The sequence below is a fragment of the Candidatus Abyssobacteria bacterium SURF_5 genome (assembly GCA_003598085.1).
In the GTDB taxonomy this organism is placed as follows: Bacteria; Abyssobacteria; SURF-5; order SURF-5; family SURF-5; genus SURF-5.
Map to the genome: position 1 here is coordinate 1 of QZKU01000065.1, position 18,419 is coordinate 18,419.

18 protein-coding genes and 1 riboswitch are annotated in these 18,419 nt (G+C 55.5%); of the genes, 12 read left to right on the top strand and 6 right to left on the bottom strand.

Features of this window, described 5'->3' with window-relative positions:
- The first annotated feature begins 469 nt into the window (after positions 1-469).
- A complete protein-coding gene (locus C4520_09235) occupies positions 470-2,293 on the top strand; it encodes an acyl-CoA dehydrogenase (protein RJP21697.1) in 1,824 nt (607 codons plus the stop codon).
- Between the two features lie 103 nt (positions 2,294-2,396).
- Here C4520_09235 and C4520_09240 read toward each other — a convergent pair whose 3' ends face one another.
- From C4520_09240 to C4520_09265, 6 genes are all read right to left on the bottom strand, one after another.
- Positions 2,397-3,260 (bottom strand): cation transporter, encoded by an 864-nt coding sequence (locus C4520_09240; GenBank protein RJP21698.1) that lies wholly within the window; start codon positions 3,258-3,260, stop codon positions 2,397-2,399.
- A gap of 104 nt (positions 3,261-3,364) precedes the next feature.
- Positions 3,365-4,522 carry an ABC transporter permease gene (locus C4520_09245; GenBank protein ID RJP21699.1) on the bottom strand — a complete coding sequence of 386 codons (1,158 nt, stop codon included), beginning with the start codon at positions 4,520-4,522 and terminating at the stop codon, positions 3,365-3,367.
- Positions 4,522-5,655, bottom strand: coding sequence for an ABC transporter permease (locus C4520_09250; protein RJP21700.1), 1,134 nt, complete (start codon positions 5,653-5,655; stop codon positions 4,522-4,524). Before C4520_09250 ends, C4520_09245 begins: the two co-directional genes overlap by 1 nt.
- A gap of 19 nt (positions 5,656-5,674) precedes the next feature.
- Positions 5,675-6,616 (bottom strand): ABC transporter ATP-binding protein, encoded by a 942-nt coding sequence (locus C4520_09255; GenBank protein RJP21701.1) that lies wholly within the window; start codon positions 6,614-6,616, stop codon positions 5,675-5,677.
- A gap of 14 nt (positions 6,617-6,630) precedes the next feature.
- Positions 6,631-7,740, bottom strand: a complete 1,110-nt coding sequence (locus C4520_09260; protein ID RJP21702.1) for an HlyD family efflux transporter periplasmic adaptor subunit — start codon at positions 7,738-7,740, stop codon at positions 6,631-6,633.
- Entirely contained in the window at positions 7,664-8,347 is a 684-nt protein-coding gene (locus tag C4520_09265; protein RJP21703.1) for a TetR/AcrR family transcriptional regulator, read from the bottom strand. Before C4520_09265 ends, C4520_09260 begins: the two co-directional genes overlap by 77 nt.
- A 240-nt stretch (positions 8,348-8,587) precedes the next feature.
- Here C4520_09265 and C4520_09270 point away from each other — a divergent pair, with 240 nt between their 5' ends.
- The 11 genes from C4520_09270 to thiE all read left to right on the top strand — a co-directional run bounded on the left by C4520_09270 (position 8,588) and on the right by thiE (position 18,414).
- Positions 8,588-8,857, top strand: coding sequence for a zinc ribbon domain-containing protein (locus C4520_09270; GenBank protein ID RJP21704.1), 270 nt, complete (start codon positions 8,588-8,590; stop codon positions 8,855-8,857).
- Between the two features lie 42 nt (positions 8,858-8,899).
- Positions 8,900-10,108, top strand: coding sequence for an aspartate aminotransferase family protein (locus C4520_09275; protein ID RJP21705.1), 1,209 nt, complete (start codon positions 8,900-8,902; stop codon positions 10,106-10,108).
- The gene (gene argF, locus C4520_09280) at positions 10,095-11,015 is read left to right on the top strand and encodes an ornithine carbamoyltransferase (GenBank protein RJP21706.1); all 921 of its coding nucleotides are present in this window, start codon (positions 10,095-10,097) and stop codon (positions 11,013-11,015) included. The genes C4520_09275 and argF overlap by 14 nt, the downstream gene beginning before the upstream one ends.
- Positions 11,016-11,083: 68 nt before the next feature.
- The gene (locus C4520_09285; protein RJP21707.1) at positions 11,084-12,286 is read left to right on the top strand and encodes an argininosuccinate synthase; all 1,203 of its coding nucleotides are present in this window, start codon (positions 11,084-11,086) and stop codon (positions 12,284-12,286) included.
- Positions 12,287-12,316: 30 nt separating this feature from the next.
- Positions 12,317-13,702, top strand: coding sequence for an argininosuccinate lyase (argH, locus tag C4520_09290; protein RJP21708.1), 1,386 nt, complete (start codon positions 12,317-12,319; stop codon positions 13,700-13,702).
- Positions 13,703-13,825: 123 nt separating this feature from the next.
- A complete protein-coding gene (locus C4520_09295) occupies positions 13,826-15,265 on the top strand; it encodes a tetratricopeptide repeat protein (protein RJP21709.1) in 1,440 nt (479 codons plus the stop codon).
- A gap of 431 nt (positions 15,266-15,696) precedes the next feature.
- Positions 15,697-16,155, top strand: a complete 459-nt coding sequence (locus tag C4520_09300) for a hypothetical protein (GenBank protein RJP21710.1) — start codon at positions 15,697-15,699, stop codon at positions 16,153-16,155.
- Between the two features lie 141 nt (positions 16,156-16,296).
- On the top strand, positions 16,297-16,536 hold the full coding sequence (locus C4520_09305) for a glutaredoxin (protein RJP21711.1): 240 nt from the start codon (positions 16,297-16,299) through the stop codon (positions 16,534-16,536).
- A 58-nt stretch (positions 16,537-16,594) separates the two neighbouring features.
- Positions 16,595-16,696: riboswitch (TPP riboswitch) on the top strand.
- 70 nt (positions 16,697-16,766) lie between these two features.
- Entirely contained in the window at positions 16,767-16,973 is a 207-nt protein-coding gene (gene thiS / locus C4520_09310) for a sulfur carrier protein ThiS (GenBank protein RJP21733.1), read from the top strand.
- 15 nt (positions 16,974-16,988) lie between these two features.
- The gene (locus tag C4520_09315) at positions 16,989-17,765 is read left to right on the top strand and encodes a thiazole synthase (GenBank protein RJP21712.1); all 777 of its coding nucleotides are present in this window, start codon (positions 16,989-16,991) and stop codon (positions 17,763-17,765) included.
- On the top strand, positions 17,722-18,414 hold the full coding sequence (gene thiE / locus C4520_09320; GenBank protein ID RJP21713.1) for a thiamine phosphate synthase: 693 nt from the start codon (positions 17,722-17,724) through the stop codon (positions 18,412-18,414). Before C4520_09315 ends, thiE begins: the two co-directional genes overlap by 44 nt.
- Positions 18,415-18,419 lie beyond the last annotated feature (5 nt).

Here is an 18,419-nt window from a genome sequence, read left to right on the forward strand (position 1 = left end):
ATCTCCAAAACCACAAAGGAAACCCAACAGAGCCAATAAGAAGGAGCAGTCAGCAAAAATCCGCCCCCAAGGGCCGATTTAGATGCGTAAGCCCTAGTTGACAAGGCGGTTGAGACCGAGATGATAAATGGATATATACCCGGCGAGGAAGGATTGAAGCCGGTTCCCCAGGCGAAGCATCGGCTTGAGGTGAGGATTGACAAGGTTTTGACCCTATCGACGGGCCCGCACTCGGACGAATGATGAGAGCCGCAGGTTTCGGATTTGCGGAAAAATCGCCCGTGTTACTTGAAAAAGTTGTGGAAATCTGGGGCTCTTTCTGATAGACTGTTGGCGCAACCCCGGGCCGATAACCCCCGGCAGGACCTTTGGAATCCGCCGAAAGAAAGTCTGTCTGCTACGTCGGCTCGCGGCATGGACTAAGAATGCAGGTGTTTTGTCTGAGGCTGAGCTTCAAAGGAGAGGACGTATGGGTAATAACTACTACCGTATCAACAAGCGCGACATCGATTTCATCATGAATGAGCAGCTCCGCGTGGAGCAGCTCTGCGAACTGGAGAAGTACAAGGACTTTGCGGTGGAAGACTTCGACATGATCATCACCGAAGCGATCAAGTTCGCTCAGGAAGTGCTCGGTCCGATGAATCAGGACGCCGACCGCGACGGCGCGAAGTACGACAAGGGCGTGGTGAAGGCGCCGGAGTATTTCCACAAGGCGTACAAGCTGGCCTGCGAAAACGGCTGGATCGCGATGTCCAACAGTCAGGAATGGGGCGGACAGGGGCTTCCGACCGTGGTCGCCATGAGCGCGGGCGAGATTCTGACGGGCGCCTGCACCAGTTTCATGCTGTATTTCCCCGGCCCTGGCGTTGCGCATATGGTCGAGAACTTCGGCCCGCAGTATCTGCGCGAGTTGTTTTGCGAGAAGCTTTACACCGGCGAGTGGGGCGGCACGATGTGCCTGACCGAGCCGGGCGCCGGAACCGCATTGGGCGATCTGAGGACGTCGGCGAAGAAGGACGGCGACACCTATCTTATTTCCGGCACGAAGTGCTTTATCACCTCGGGCGACCACGACCTGACGCCGAATATCATTCACGGCGTTTTGGCGCGCGTCGAGGGCGGCCCGGCGGGAACGAAGGGCATCACTCAGTTTATCGTGCCGAAGTACTGGGTGAACAAGGACGGCTCGGTCGGCGATTTCAACAATGTCACCTGCGCCGGCATCGAGAAGAAGATGGGCATCAAGGCATCGGCCACCTGCGTTCTGAATTTCGGCGAGAGCGGTCCCTGCCGCGGCTATCTGCTCGGTGACGCCGAGAACCAGGGCATGAAGCAGATGTTCCAGATGATGAACGAGGCCCGCATCACGACCGGACTGCAAGGGATCGCGCTCGCGGCGGCCGCATATGAGAATGCGGTGCAGTACACCCAGGAGCGCATCCAGGGCGTGCACGTGTCCCAGATGAGGGACCCGAACGCGCCGCGCGTTCCGATCATCAAACACTCCGACGTGCGCCGGATGCTCCTGTTCCAAAAAGGTTTTATCGAGGGAATGCGCGCATTCGCGTACCGGCTGGCGATGTTCGAAGACCTCGCGCACGCGCATCCGGACGCAGAAAAGAAATCCTATTATCAAGGTTTCGTGGACCTGATGACCCCGATCATCAAGGCCTACTGTTCCGACATGGGATTCGAGTCGGCGTCCATGGCGATGCAGTGCTACGGCGGCTACGGCTACTGCCAGGAATATCCGGTCGAGCAATACTGCCGCGACTCGCGCATCGCGATGATCTTCGAGGGAACCAACTTCGTTCAGTCGGCGGACCTGATCGGCCGCAAGCTGAACATCGGCGGCGGCATCCTGATGCAGAACTACATGGCATATCTCGACGAGTTCATCGGCGGGCTGAAGGGCGACGGCGAAGTCGGCAAGATGGCCGAGCAGCTTGACGCCGCAAAGAACACCCTGCTGGAGACAACGATGAAGATCGGCGGGATCGCGATGGAAGGCGACCTCGATTACGTCATGTCGGTGTCGACCCGGTACCTGCACATGTTCGGCGAGATCGTGATCGCGCGCGAACTGATCGAGCAGGCAGCCATTGCAGCCGAGAAGATCAAGAGCGTCGCGTCCGACAGCCAGGATTACGCCTTCTACTCCGGGAAAATCCACTCGGCAAAGTTCTTCGTCAATAACGTTTTGCCGGGCGTCGAAATGAAGGCAAAGGTGATTGCAAACGGCGACCGGAGCTGCATCGAGATTCCGGATGCCGGTTTCTCGCTTGCGTAACAAATGGGGCTGATACGGATCGCCTGATTTCGGGAGAGAGAACGGCCGGCCGTCGAAGTCAAGGAGGCTTCGGCGGCCGGCTTAATTTTTGTGGCGTTTTAGGTCAGAAGGGCTCGATGTGAATCTGCACGTCGGTTACGCCCGGGATTTGCTGTTTGAGGCTGCGCTCGAGCCGGTGCGCCAGGGCGTGGGCTTCGCCGACTTCCATTTTCTGGTTCACCACAATGTGAAGGTCGATGTTGATATCATCTTTCCGGCCGCGCGTCCGGATTTTGTGGCATTTTTCAATGCCCTCGATTTTGGCGCAGACCTCTTCGACGCGCGTCTTGTCCAGAACCATACGATCGACCAACACCATGGAACTGCGCCGGAGGATCATGAAGCCGGCATGGCCGATGGCGAAGGCGATGCCGATTGCGACCACGATGTCCCAGCGCGGGTACCCCATGTGCGCGAGCACGAGCGTTCCGATGACCGATATTGAGACGAAGATGTCGCTTCTCGTTTGGGCCGAGTCGGCTATCAGCACGTCACTCGAAAGCTCCTCTCCCCGGCGGCTTTCGTAGCGGGTTACGAAGATATTGACGATAATGGTGATAATCATGACGCCGAAACTGGCCGGCGAGACCTCGATCGGCTGCGGATTGAACATTCGACGAAAGGCTAACTCGATCACTTCGAAGCAGGTAATGAAAAGGAGGATCGATATCGCGATTGCCGTGAAGGTCTCATATTTCTTGTGACCGTAGGGGTGCACCTCATCGCGTTCCTTTGCGGCGACGGTAAGGCCGACAAGACCGATGACATTCGAGGCCCCGTCAAGAAGCGAATGGAAGCCGTCGGCGATCATGCTGAGTGAGTTGATTAAATAGCCGACCGCCATCTTTGCAAGCGCGACCGACCAATTCAAGAGCAGAACCAGCAGCAGCACCCTGCGCGCGCGAGCGAAGTTATCAAGTCTTGCCAAGCCGCGTCCATCCTCCTTCTTCTTCCGATGTCAAGTTTATCAGTCGACTGGTCCATCTGCAAAATGGAACGAGCAAACATCCTGCGGTGGCGCCCGTCCCAAATTCACATGATTCGCTTGCGGAACCTCAGAATGCACATGGCTATCATGAACAAGCCGAAGATAACGAGAGGATATATCTGTGGCCAAAGGATTCCGGCGCCGACTCCCTTAAGAACGATGCCTCGAATGATAATCAGGAAATAGCGTACCGGCATCAGGTACGTCAGGTACTGGATCCATACGGGCATATTCGCGATCGGAAAAATGAATCCGGACAGCAGGATCATCGGCATGATAAAAAAGAAGGTTACAATCATCGCTTGCTGTTGGGTTCTGCAGAACGTCGACACGAGCAGTCCCAGACTCAATGTCGAGAGCAGGAACAGACCGGACAGCGCGAAAAGGAGCGGGATGCTGCCGCGAATCGGGATGTCGAACCAGAAGACCGCGGCAAGCAGAATGATGGTGACGTCAAGCACTCCAATGAAGACGAAGGGAATCAGCTTCCCGAGGATCAGATTTACGGAGCGCACGGGGGTGACGATCAACTGCTCCATCGTGCCGATCTCCTTTTCGCGCACCATGCTCATCGACGTCATGATCGACGTCATGATGAGCAGAATCAACGCGATGACCCCCGGCACCATGAAGTTCCGGCTCTGCAGGCTGGGGTTGTAACGGACTCGGATGCGATCATCCACAAGGAGGACTCCTTCAGCCGTGTGTTCGGCGGCATGAAGAAGGCGCGCATCTCCCACGATGCGCAACCAGGTATACAAGCTGTCCAGCGCATGCCGCTGAGAAATTCCGGCAGCATAGTTGGCAGCCAGCGTCGCTTCATTTGAATTGGTTCCATCGATGAACATCTGGACCTTCGCCGTTCGACCGCGATGCAGATCGCGGGCGAAATCGGGAGGAATAACGATGGCCGCAGTGACTTTGCCGGCATCCAGAGCGGAACGAACGTCGTCATACGCATCGACATAAAGAGTCGCTTTGAAGTACCGCGAATTGAAGAAGCGCCTGAGGTATTCACGCGATTCCGCGGACCGGTCAAGGTCATAGACGGCGGTGGGAATGTTTTCGATGTCGAATGTGGCCGCGTACCCATAAATGATCAACTGCAAGGTCGGCGCTATCAGGATCAATGGGAACATCCGCCTGTCGCGCAGCAACTGGAGCAGTTCCTTGAGGGTGATGTTGAGGATTTCCCTCAGCATTATAATCTCCTCCGGGAGACTCGTCTCGACGACAGAACGAGCATTGCCGCCGAGAAAGCTGCAAGGCTCAGTATGTGCGGAAGGAGAGACTCGGCGCCCACGCCTTTCATGATGATCCCCCTGAGAATCACGATGAAATAGCGCACGGGAACGATATAGGTGACCAGCCGTATTCCCCAGGGCATGCTTTCGATCGGGAAAATGAAACCGGATAACAGAAACGACGGGAGCGCCGTCGTAAGCATGCAGATGGTCCATGCCACCTGCTGGCTGGATGCGATTGTCGAGATGAGGATCCCCAGTCCGAGCGCGCTGAGAAGGAAGAGCGCCGACAGCCAGAACAACAGCGTTATGCTGCCGCGGAACGGCACATGAAAGAATTCCCATGAGACAAAGAGCAGAACAAACATGTTGGCCATCGCTACCACGAAATACGGCGCGATCTTGCCAAGCACCAGGGCCACCCTCGGAAGCGGCGCGACCATCAGCATCTCAATGGTCCCGCGCTCCTTCTCCCTGACAATGGACATTGCCGTCAAAACCGTTGTTGTGACCATCATCACCATCGCGACCAAGCCCGGCACGAAGAAGTTCTCACTGATCAGCTCCGGGTTGTACCAGATGCGGGTTTCAAGATCGACCGGCAGAGCAGGGTCCTGAGCGAGTGCCCCGCTCCGCTGAAATGTTTCGAGGAAAACGCGCGTCGAAAACTGCTGGATAATGAGGTTGATGTAACTGAGCGCGATAGCGGTCGTATTATTGTCGGAGCCGTCGATCAGGATGCCGATCGGGGCCGGCTGCGCTTTTTTGATGTTTTCTTCGAAGCCGGGTGGAATTTTCAGCGTAACCCGTATTTTGCCACTGTCCAGAAGATGCGCAATCCGCCGATCATTCTCGCTATACTCCGTAATGGTAAAATAGCCGCTCTCGGTAAAGTTGCGGATCAATTCGCGTGAGACGGGAGTTCGATCGAGGTCCCAGACAACCAGGTTAATATTATTCAGATCGAGCGAGATGGCGATCCCGAACAGGATCAGCATCACGCCCGGCATGATGAACATGATCATGAGCGAGACGGGATCTCTCAGCACCTGGATGACTTCTTTTTCTATGAGCGCGAACAGGCGCAGCATGACAAGGCTCCGGAAAGTTTCAGTTTTTTCTGGAAAGGGAAACGAAGACGTCTTCGATGGAAGCCGGTATCGGCCCAAGCTCGTAGACGTCTATATCGGCCTGCTGCATCAAGCGTCGAATGATCGAGATTCCGGATTCTCGCTCCTTGACAACGACATGAATTTCCTCGCCGTAGATGTTGCTGTCGGTGACTTCGCCCGACCTGAGCAGCGTCTCGAACGCTTTCTGGATGTCGGAGCAGCGAAGTTTGAGAATCTCCTCGGTCATGACCCGCGTTTTCACGTTGAGCGGAGAATCGCAGGCAACAAGGCGCCCGCGCCAAATGAAACCGATCTTGTTACAGCGCTCGGCTTCCTCCATGTAGTGGGTGGTGACGAAAAGCGTTATCCCCTTGTTCTGCGAGAGGTCATACAGGATGTCCCACAGGGTGCGCCGCGATACGGGATCAATGCCGGCGGTAGGCTCGTCGAGGAACAGTATTTGCGGCTCGTGGACGACGGCGCACGCGAGGGCAAGACGCTGTTTCCAGCCGCCGGATAATTTGGCGCTCAAGTGCTTGCGATACTCGCTAAAACCCATTGTCTCGATTACCGCGTCCCGCCGGAGCCTCGCTTGTTTCCAGTCTTGAAGATAAAGGCGGGAGTAAAAAGCAAGGTTCTCCTCGACGGTGAGGTCATTGTACAACCCGAAGCTCTGAGACATGTATCCAATGATGCGCTTGATTTGTTCGGGCTGCCGCACGATGTCGAAACCGCCGACGGTAGCCGTCCCCGCCGTCGGCCTCAGGATTCCGCATAACATCCGGATGGTGGTGCTTTTGCCCGCTCCGTTTGGCCCCAGAAAACCGAAAACCTCTCCCCGAGCGATCTGCAAATCGAGGTTATCGACAGCGGTGACCGGACCGAATCTGCGCGTGAGGCCACTGGTCTCTATTGCGTTACCATTCGGTTTCTGAACCATCGGGCTCACCCTTGCTAAAGCTGTCTTTGCGTCTGCGAGCCTGGGGAAAGCGAGTCAAGCTCTATATCGCCATACATGCCGGGCTTGAGCAGTCCTCCCGCATTATCTATTCCAACTTTGACCGCGAAAACCAGCTTTACCCGGTCTTCCCGTGTCTGAATGTTTTTGGGGGTGAACTCAGCTTCATCCGCGATATAGGTGATATGACCGGTAAAAGGACGCGCGGGGAAGGCATCCACTCGCACAACCGCTTGTTGTCCGACCTTCAGTTTCCCGATATCGACCTCGTCGATGTATATCTTGACCCACATGTCATCAAGATCGGCAACGGTAACAATGGGCACGCCTGGAGACATAACCTCACCCTGTTCGGCGTTCTTAACGAGGACGACGCCGCTCAGCGGTGCAGTGATCCGCGCTTTCTCGAGGCGGACCTCCGAGAGCCGAAGCGCAGCCTCAGCCTGCTCAACCTCGGCCCGGGCGGCATCAATGCGATCGGGCCGCGAGCCGGCCTCGAGCAATTTCAGTTCCTCGACGGCCACGGCATACTGCCCCCGCGAAACGTCGCGGTTGGCAACGGCGGAATCAAGTTGATGCTGCGAGGCTACCCCTTCCTTGTGAAGGTCTCTGGCACGGCGCCATTCAGCCTCGTCGAGAGCCATTTTCGCTTTCGCGAGTTCGACCCGGGCGCGCGCCTGGCTCAGTTCCTGAGTGCGTGCACCGGCTTCCAAATCTCGAAGCGCCGAGCGGGCAGATTCAAGCAGTCCCCGAGCGCGAAGGACCTCGGCTTCCAGCAGGCTCGTATCCAGTTGCGCGATCAAAGCACCGCGCTTGACATGGTCTCCTTCCTTGACGGCCAGCTCGAGTATTCTTCCGCCGATCTCAGCCGCAATATCGACCTCGGTGGCCTCTATCGTGCCGGTTGCAACGATCAAATGCCTCAGATTATTCCTGTTCGTCACAAAATCCATCCGCAGTCCAATGAATCCCAATACAAGAAAAAACGCCAGAATAACTGCGATTTTCAGAATCGGCCGCTTCTTAGTTTTATCGCTCATGCTCTTGTTCTTTTCCCTGCTGCCGGACCTGCAGCAGTCCCTCGAGGTAGATCTGTTTGATCTCATCTACGGCTTGTTCCGGGGAAAACGTTCCGGGATCAAAATAGCGCCGCAACAGCGTCAACTGCATTCCTCCGAGAAGAAAGGAAGCCGCGATTTGAGGATCGACTTTCTTGATCCGGCCGAGCTCGATTCCTTCGGAGATGACTCCTGCAATCAGCGAGGCGTACGGGGCAACCGCGACATGAAGAATTCGCGCCATCTGTACTTTTGCTCCGGGCCTTTTTCCATAAATGATCTGGAAGATATTACCCTCTTTCGTGAAGAAATGGAAATGGAAAGAGATTAGGCGGTCGAGCTTCTGCAGGCCCGGCGGCTCATTCGAGAGGGCATCGACCAATGCGGACAGATACGACCCGGCGAAACAGGTCACGGTATGGATAAGCAGGTCGTCCTTCGTGCGGAAGTAGTTATAAATCGACCCCTCGGCTACGCCCGCTTTCCTGGCGATTTCCGCCGTCGTCGCCTGGTCGAATCCCTTTTCGGCGGCGATGGCAAGCGTAGCATCGACGATTTTCTGCTTGGTTTCCGATGCCGATGCGGCCTTATTTTTTGAGCTGGCTGTTCGCATGGGTCGTGTCGTCGGGGCCCGCGTGAGTGAGTGCTCACTCATTAAATCTTACCACTGAAGCGGCTCTCTGTCAAATCGTATCTCTGATATCTCCGGCCGCCAGAGCTAGACACGCCTGCTTCTTCGATCACTGGGCGCAATTCGACTGAGCGATCGTTCGGGCGTTTCCCTTTAACCGCATTTTTTCGGTGCGGGAGGAGTTGAAAAACTCTGGCATTTTTATTATAATTATCTTTTCCTCAATATGTGTGGAACGCGTATCTTTATGGAGGCTGTTGAGAAATGCCGACTTATGAGTATGAGTGTACAAGCTGCGGTCACATCTGTGAAGTGTTTCACGGGATGACCGTCAAGCCGCGCGTCAAATGTCCCGAATGCGGGGGGCAAACGAGAAAGAAAATAGGCGCGGGTGCCGGGATCATCTTTAAAGGGTCCGGTTTTTACGAGACCGACTACAAGCGCAAATCCAACGATGCGAAGTGCCAACCGAACTCTCCGAAGCCTTCGGAAACGAAGAACGATAAGAAAACTGATAGCCCAAAAGCCGACTGATGTTGATTCGTAAATCGAGGTGCGCATACAGGTCACTTCCGGATGAACACGAAAGAAATCGTAGATCTGAATCACGCGTACGTCATTGACACGTATGGAAAACAACGGAATCTTGCCTTAGTGAAGGGAAGGGGGACGCGTGTGCAGGATGCGGACGGAAGGATTTATCTTGATTTTCTTTCCGGTCTTGCCGTGAACGCGTTGGGACATTGCCATCCCGCCGTCGTGGATGCTTTGCGGAATCAAGCCGAGACCCTTATCCACGTCTCAAACCTTTATTACATAGAACCTCAGGTTCGGCTGGCGGAGGCGCTCGTATCCCATTCCTTCGCGTCGAAATGTTTTTTCTGTAACAGCGGCGCCGAGGCGAACGAGGCTGCCATCAAATTGGCGCGAAAATGGGGGAATACCTCCGGCAAAGGCGGCCGGATCATTACCTTCAGGAATTCGTTTCACGGGCGCACGCTTGCAACAATTACCGCTACCGGACAGGAGAAATTTCAGCGAAACTTTCAGCCGCTGGTCGATGGGTTCTCATACGCTTCCCTGAACGATATCGAATCCGTTGAGGAGCTTGCAGATGGGCGGACGTGTGCGATTCTTCTCGAGCTGGTGCAGGCCGAGGGGGGCGTGCATGTGGCGTCTCAAGGTTTTGTCGACAGTCTGAGGAGATTCTGTGAGGAACGCGATCTTCTATTGATACTTGATGAAGTACAAACCGGCATGGGCCGAACGGGCCGGCTGTTTGCCTATGAGCATTACAATCTGGAACCCGATATAGTGACCCTTGCGAAGGCGCTCGGCGGGGGCGTTCCCATCGGGGCGATGTTGGCCGGACCGAAGGTGGCCGACGTGCTTCAGCCGGGTGATCATGCAAGCACGTTTGGCGGGAATCCGCTTGCGTCGGCGGCGGCGCTGGCCGTTCTTGACGTCCTCACATCCGACGGTTTTCTGGACACAGCGAAGGGACTTTCAGATTATCTTCTTGGACTTCTGGGGGAGACGGCAAAGCACCATGCGTTTATAAAAGAAGTCCGCGGGTTGGGGATGCTGATCGGAATCGAATTTGATTGGCCGGTCAAGCGCGTGGTTGCAGGTTGTCTCGAACGCGGTCTGATTGTCGGGACCGCCGGCGAAAATGTCCTCCGTCTCTTGCCTCCACTGATAGCCACACGTGAGGACATGGACGAAGCCGTTTCGGTTCTTCGCTCGGTGCTGGAGGTACAGAAGAATGAAAATGCTCAAGCATAAGGACCTTATATCGATTTTTGATCTGGCGAGGGAGGAGATTGAGGAGATATTCTCTCTGGCTCAGTCCCTGAAGAAGCGCCTGCGTGATAACGAGGTTGTCACGCCGCTCGCCGGGAAGACACTGGCCATGATTTTTGAGAAACCCAGCCTCCGAACGCGAGTCACGTTCACGGCCGGAATGACACAACTGGGCGGGAACGCGATCTTTTTGGGGCCGAACGACATCAACATGGGTGTACGCGAATCGGCGGCCGACACCGCCAAAAACCTTGAGCGATGGGTCAACGCCATTATGGCACGCACATTCGCGCATGAAACCGTTCTTGCGCTTGCGCGCGAGGCCTCCATCCCCGTAATCAACGGACTCACCGACCGGTTGCACCCATGCCAGGTACTGAGCGATTGCTTCACCCTGCTCGAAAAATTCGGATCTCTCGCGAACATCAAGGTATGTTTTCTCGGAGACGGGAATAACGTTGCGCATTCCTGGTTGAATGCGGCCGCTCGACTGGGGTTCCACTTCTCGATAGCGTGTCCGCCCGGATATGAGCCGCTGGGTGAAATCGTCGATGAGTGTCGGGCCGAGGCGGGGGAGAGAATTCAGGTTACTCATGATGCTGCGGATGCATTGGAAGATGCCGACGTCGTTTATACCGACGTGTGGGCGAGCATGGGGCAGGAGCATGAGGCTGAGCAGCGAAATAAGGTTTTCGCGCCGTACCAATTGAACAAGGCGGCGCTTTCACTCGCTCGCCCCAGCGCGCTCGTCATGCACTGCCTGCCGGCGCACCGGAACCTGGAGATCACCGACGAAGTGATCGACGGACCGCAGTCGATTGTGTTCGACCAGGCGGAGAACCGGTTGCACGTGCAGAAGGCAGTACTGGTTCTCCTGATGGCGGACTAGACTGAAATCCATTACGCCTTTAGCCCGCTGAGTACCATTCGTTTTACCAAGGGAGAAGCGACGGGAAGATGAGAGACAGCGTCAAAAAAGTGGTGCTTGCGTATTCCGGCGGACTCGATACTTCGGTGATCCTCCGGTGGATTGTTGATAACTACGACGCCGAAGTGGTCGCGTTCACAGCCGATCTCGGGCAGGGCGAGGAGCTGGATTCCCTCGAGGAAAAGGCGAAGAAGACCGGCGCCAGCAAAATCTACATCGAAGACCTGAAAGAAGAGTTTGTTCGCGATTTCGTGTTTCCCGCCGTCAAAGCGAATCTCGTTTATGAGGGTACCTACCTTCTTGGAACCTCGATAGCCCGTCCTTTAATCGCAAAAAAACAGATCGAGATAGCACGCAAGGAAGGCGCCGATGCCGTCGCGCACGGAGCAACCGGCAAGGGAAACGATCAGGTGCGTTTCGAGCTGACGTATTTTGCGCTCGAGCCGGCAATCAAGGTGATCGCGCCCTGGCGCGAGTGGTCGTTCAAATCGCGCACCGATCTGATTACCTATGCCCGCGACTGCGGCATTCCGATTACCGTAACCGAGCGGAAACCTTACAGCAGCGATCGAAACCTGTTCCATATCAGCTTCGAGGGAGGTATTCTGGAGGATCCCTGGAACGAGCCTCCCGAGGACATGTTCCTTCTGTCCGTTTCACCGGAACGTGCGCCTGACAAGGCGACCTCTTTGGAGATCGAGTTTGAACACGGCGTTCCCGTCGCTCTCGATGGGAAACTCCTGGGTCCGGTCGAGATGCTGACCAAGCTGAATGAGGTGGCTGGCCGAAACGGCATCGGGCGGGTCGACATGGTCGAGAACAGGTTCGTCGGCATGAAGTCGCGCGGCGTCTACGAGACACCCGGCGGGACGGTCCTGCACGTCGCGCATCGGGCGCTGGAGTCGATCACGCTCGATCGCGAGGTAATGCACCTGCGCGATTCGCTGATTCCGCGGTACGCCGAGCTTGTGTACTACGGCTTCTGGTTTGCGCCCGAAACGGAATTGCTGCGAAAGATCGTCGACGAAACACAAATTTCGGTGAGCGGAACGGTCCGCCTCAAGTTGTACAAGGGTAACTGCAGCGTGACCGGTCGAAAATCGGAGCGCTCATTGTATCACGCCGATTTCGCCACATTTGAAAAGGAAACCATCTATAACCAGGCGGATGCGGCCGGCTTCATCCGGCTGAACGCGCTCAGGCTGCGCATCCGGGCGCTCATCGACAAATAGGATCGTGCGCACCGACCGGGGAAATCAAGCATGACCGCAAAATTATGGGGTGGCCGGTTTCGGAAGGAGCAGGATAAGCGTGCCCTGCTTTACTCGCAGTCGATCACGTTTGATTATCGGCTGTATCCCTACGACATCGGGGGTAGCATCGCTTATGCGAAAATGCTCGGCCGGTGCGGCTTCATCAAGAAGAAAGATACCGACGCGATCGAGAAAGCCTTGTCCGATATCCTCGCACAGATGGATGCCGAGAAATTTTCATTCGATATCGATCTGGAGGATATCCATACGAATATTGAGGCAGCCCTGGTGACGCGGGTGGGTGCGGATATCGGAGGGCGGCTGCATACCGGCCGCAGCCGAAACGATCAGGTGGCGCTCGATATGCGGATGTACGTGAAGGATGAGGCACTGGAGATCAGGGGCGGCCTGCAGCAGGTCCGCCGAGCGCTGATCGCGCAGGCCGAGAAAAATCTGGACGCAGTCATGCCGGGATTCACGCATCTGCAGCATGCGCAGCCCGTTCTTTTAGCCCACCATCTCCTCGCGTACAATGAGATGCTCGTACGCGATGAGGAAAGATTTCTCAAGGCCTATGAAGCGGCCGACGTGATGCCGCTCGGTTCGGCCGCACTTGCAGGAACAAGCTTTCAAATTGACCGGCAGTTTCTGGCAAAAGAATTGAACTTTGCAAAGCTCTCGAATAACAGCATCGACGCTGTTTCCGATCGAGATTACCTTATCGAGTTGCTTTCCGCCTGCGCCACATTCATGATGCACATCTCGCGCCTGAGCGAAGAGCTTATTCTCTGGTCATCGTCGGAATTCGGATTCGTTGAGATGGATGACGCTTTCACGACCGGCTCCAGTATCATGCCTCAGAAAAAGAATCCGGATATCGCCGAACTCGCGCGGGCAAGGACGGCAAAAGTATACGGCAACCTGATGACCTTGCTTTGCCTGATGAAGGGGTTGCCGCTCGCGTATAACCGGGACCTTCAGGAGGATAAGCCGTGTGTCTTTGATTCGGTGGATATCGTCAGAGACACTCTGGATGTGTTCGCCCCCATGATCGAAACACTGGTCGTGAACGCGAAGAGGATGGAGCAGGAATGTAAAGCCGGTTTCCTCAATGCCACCGATCTGGCCGACTATCTCGTGAAAAAGGATGTGCCGTTCCGACAGGCTCATGCGATAGTGGGAAAGGTGGTAAGCTTCTGCATCCGGGAAAACGCGGCGATAGAAGACCTTCCTCTCGAGAAACTGCAGGAATTTTCTCCTCTCTTCCAGAAAGACGTCTACAAGGAGATCAGCCTTGCTGCCGTCATTAATTCTCGTCGAGCGCCCGGCGGAACTGCCCGGCCGAACGTCCTGAAGGCAATCCGAAGAGCTAAGAAAGACCTGGGCATGGAATAGGTTTTCTTCTCTCCTTTCATCCTCCTCTCCAATACCGGGCACTTAAAATACTCTGGCACAAAGCTTGCTAAAATAGTATTACGCGCCGGGTGGGGACTCCCCTTTTGGGCAAAAAAGGGGTATATGGAGAGAGTACGCTTACAATTTTGGAATGCACTCGGATATCTGTCCACCTTCTTGTATCTCCTCTTCGTGCTGCTCGCTGGCATCACTTATGCCGGTTACCTGCCGGATGCGCTGAAAAGGCATGTCTCCTCTCTTCTGCAGTATCCATTCGAGAAAATCTTGCCGCCTCAGTTCATGTGGGCGTTCTTCGCTGCGGCTGCCGTTTTTTCCCTCTACATAGCTGTGCTCAGCGATCGATGCAGAATCCGGTGGCGGCCCGCTGGACTGGAAGCCTTGCCGGCGCCGGACGGGGGATATCTTCAAAAGGTAGGGACGCTCTATCTCAGGCAGGAACTTGATGATGTCCTCCCGAGCGTGCGCCGTGAAGCGAAGAGGTTTTTCAGGCAGGGGGAGAGACACTTCGCCGCGAACCAGTACCAGGCGGCGGCGAGCGCGTATCTGAAGTCGATCAATGCGGCGCGCACCATATCCGCTCATCTGAATCTTGGAGTATGTCATTGTTACCGGTCAGCGTTTGACAGGGCCATGGAGAATTTTGAACTCAGCCTTGCGCTCGCGCGCAGAAGCAAGAACGAAAAGTTGGCGGCGGCCTCTTTGTGCAATATGGGGATTTCGCACCGCGAGCGCGGCAAACTGACGGACGCGCTCCTTGTGTTTAAGCAGGCGGTTGGCATCGGCGGGAAAATGAATGACTTTATAAGCCAATCCTGCAGTCAGGGAAATCTCGGCACCCTCTTTATGGCGGAGGGGAGGCCGGATGAAGCACTCAAGCCATGGCAATCTGTGCTAAAAGGTTTTGAGTCGACGGATTATCGTGCTGGTCTGGCGGTCGCGCTCGATAATGTCGGAAGCGTTTATGGGATGAAACGCGAGTACAGATGCGCGCTGGATTATCACAAGAAGGCTCTCGCACTTTATAGAAGCATCGGTAATCTGCCGGGAGAGACACAGGCATTGACCAATGCGGGTCTGATGTATCTCAGGCTGGGGAAATTACGGAAGTCGCTCAAGACAAATCGAGAAGCCCTCCGGCTGGCGGGCTGGCTCAATTGTTCAAGCGATCGGGCGAGGGCGCACGGCAATATCGGCCTGCTCTACGAGAAGAAACGAAAATTGGGGGACGCGCTTAAATCGATGGACAAGGCGCTCGAGCTTTATGAGCGGATCGGAAACCCGATCGGTGCGGCCACCCAACTGATGGCGATTGGCGGCCTCTACGGCAGTCAGGGTAAAAGGGCCGAAGCCCTCAAGAGACTTGGAGAGGCAAGAGCCAAATTTGTCCAAAGTGGAATCCTGAGCAGCCCTATCGAGAGCGCAATCGAGAGGGCGCTTCGACAAAATCCTTACGATAAATCCCCCCGCAAAGGACCTCGCGAGTTCATTCAATCGCTCTTCATCAGGAGACCGAAGAAGCAACCCGCTCCAAAAGCGCTTTAGTTTAAGACAAGCGCTGGGCAGATTTTCCTGTTGCGCCAAACATGAGAATCCGTATATACTAGCGCCACCCCATACGCTTGTCGATTGGTAAGGGGGGGTAGAAGACGCAAAAAGGGGCGGTCAGATCCCTGCTAAAGGGCAGTGCGGGCTGAGGGTGTATCCGCTGCTGCGATTAGTCCTTGATATAAACCGGGACGGCCTGACTCATCCATCCATTTTTTCATGATGTAGGCCGTCCCGCTCTTCTTATGCCTGATACTCCGCCCGGGGCGCGCAGGGTGGCGGTAATTTCATGAATGTGACATGATTTTTCGATAGGGTCGTCCGCACAAGGGGGAAGTCTGCAATCTCGTCGGGCATCAACTCAATTCGAGAAGGTCCCTCGTGGGCGTCTGTGCGCGAGCAAGAGAGTCGAACGAAAGGAATCAAAAATGGCTGGCAAGGATTTCACCCCGCGGCAGTTGATCAACCGTGCAATAGGAAAAGAAGTTGAAGCGAACATGATGTACGAGATATATGCCGAAAAAGTGGAGGATGAGCAAGGAAAGAGCTTGTTGAAAGAACTTGCGCGGGAAGAACTTGCTCACAAACACACGCTGGAGAAGATCAATCCGGAGAAACCGGGAGCCTTCAAGTCCCAGTCGCTCCCGACCGGAGAATTTATTGAATTTGCGGACAGACCGCAGATCACGAAACAGTCAACCATGCAGGAGGTTCTGCGGTATGCAATTGGAGAGGAGATGGAAGCCTTGAGTTTCTACACCTCCCTGTCAGAGTACGCCGGCAATGAAGAGGTTCGGGGTCTCCTGAACCGGATCGCCTCTGAAGAGAAGAAGCACAAAGACAAGTTGGAACGCATGTACGACGAGATGTATCGGCCGGAGAATTAAAAGTCCCGGATCATCAAGCTTCAAAGTCTGTCGCCAAGTCCCCAGCTGATAGATTGCCCGGCCCGTAAACAGGCAGGGATATCGTCCGGACGACTAAGAACAATGGATAGATTTGCCCAGCCGGGCAGAGGAGGATGATTAATGCTTGAACTTTACCAGAAGGAAGGATGCCCGTATTGCCAGAAAGTACGTGCGAAGATGACCGAACTTGATCTCGATTATATTTGCAGAAACGTTCGTGACGGTGGCAGCAAGAAGGCCCAACTCCTCGAGAAGCTGGGCGGTATGGTTCAGGTGCCTTTTCTGATCGATACCGATCGCAATGTTGCGATGTACGAGTCGGAGGATATCATCAAATACCTGGTTGAGCACTATTCCTGAACGGTTATGGGATCAAGACCTGAGATAATTGACAGTACCTGCGGGTCGTGTTAGAATGTACGCAAGCTAGGGGTGTGCTGAGCACTGAGAGTCCTCATTCAGGCAACCCTTTGAACCTGATCTGGTTAATACCAGCGTAGGGAAGCGCAACAACGGCAACTGCGGGCGAAAGAATAGAAGCTGCCGCATTTCCTACGGGGGATGCGGCAAATTGTTTTTTTGGCATCATGATGAGAATCCAGCTCAACGGGGAGCCGTATGAATGTCCCGACGCCGCCACTGTCGCCGATTTGCTCGGGCGATTGGGAGTGACGGGGAATCGGGTGGCGGTTGAATTGAACCTCGATATTTTGCCAAAGGGCGAATACGGCGCAACAAGGCTGAAAGAGGGCGACCGCATTGAGGTTGTACATTTTGTCGGAGGAGGCTCTCAATAATGATCGGGGGAGATTATGAATGACGATCTTATTATTGCAGGTCGAAAGTTTCGATCGCGTTTGTTGATCGGAACCGGGAAATATGCGACCTTTGAGCAGATGCGCGAAGCGCTTGACAAATCGGGTGCGGAGATCGTGACCGTTGCCGTTCGCCGGATCAATATTTCCGACAGGAGCAAGGAGTCGCTGCTCGATTATATCGATACGCGCAAGTACACGCTGCTGCCGAATACCGCCGGCTGCTATTCGGTTGAGGACGCGGTGCGAACGGCGCGATTGGGGAGGGAGGCCGGCCTGTCCGATCTGGTCAAACTCGAAGTGATCGGCGACGAGAAGACGCTGTTCCCGGATAACGCCGGTCTGATCGAGGCCGCCAGGATACTCATTAAGGAGGGATTTGTCGTCCTTCCGTATACCAATGACGACCCGATCGTGTGCAAGAGGCTCGAGGAGATTGGATGCGCAGCCGTCATGCCACTTGCCGCTCCGATCGGATCCGGCTTGGGCATCAGAAATCCATATAATATCCGGATAATTCGGGAAAATGCCAAGGTGCCGGTCATTGTTGATGCCGGCGTGGGAACCGCCTCGGATGCGGCTATAGCGATGGAACTGGGAGTCGACGGCGTGCTGATGAATACCGGAGTCGCGGGAGCGAAAAACCCGGTGCTGATGGCAGAGGCGATGCAGCTGGCGGTTGAGGCGGGCCGAAAGGCCTTCCTTGCCGGTCGAATTCCCCGCAAGCTGTATGCTACCGCCAGCAGTCCGTTGGAGGGCGTCATTGCCGGTTAACTTCAATCTCTATCTTATAACCGATCGCCGCCAGTGCGCGGGCGACGACCTTGCGGCCTGTATTGAGCAGGCCCTGCGCGGAGGCGTTGGCGCGGTCCAGTTGCGGGAAAAGGACCTTCCCACACGCGACCGATATGAGCTCGCTCTGAAGTTGCGTTCCGTTACCCGCGCGAGCGGGGCCTTGCTGTTAATAAATGGCGACGCAGCACTCGCACGTGCGGTCGGCGCCGACGGACTACATCTCCCGCAAGACGGGCTGCCGGCGAACGTATGCCGGCGGATCGTCGACCCGCATATGCTGATCGGCGTCTCGACTCACACGCTGAATGAGGCGAAGGATGCTGAAGCAAGGGGCGCCGATTTCATAACGTTCGGTCCCGTTTTTCAGACGCCATCGAAGGCGCAGTATGGCTCTCCCGTTGGTCTTGAGGCGCTTCAGACGGCTTGTCGGACAGTGACTGTGCCGGTTTTTGGTCTCGGAGGGATTTCCGCTGCGCGAGCGGAGACAGTTGCTACGGCGGGAGCGGCGGGCATCGGCGTCATCTCTGCGATTCTCGCGGCTCCTGATAGAGAGGGCGCCGCGAGGGAAATAGCGCGCGCCTGGAGAAAGGCGCTGGCACGGTCGGACGAAACCATGACGAAAGGTTGATTCAC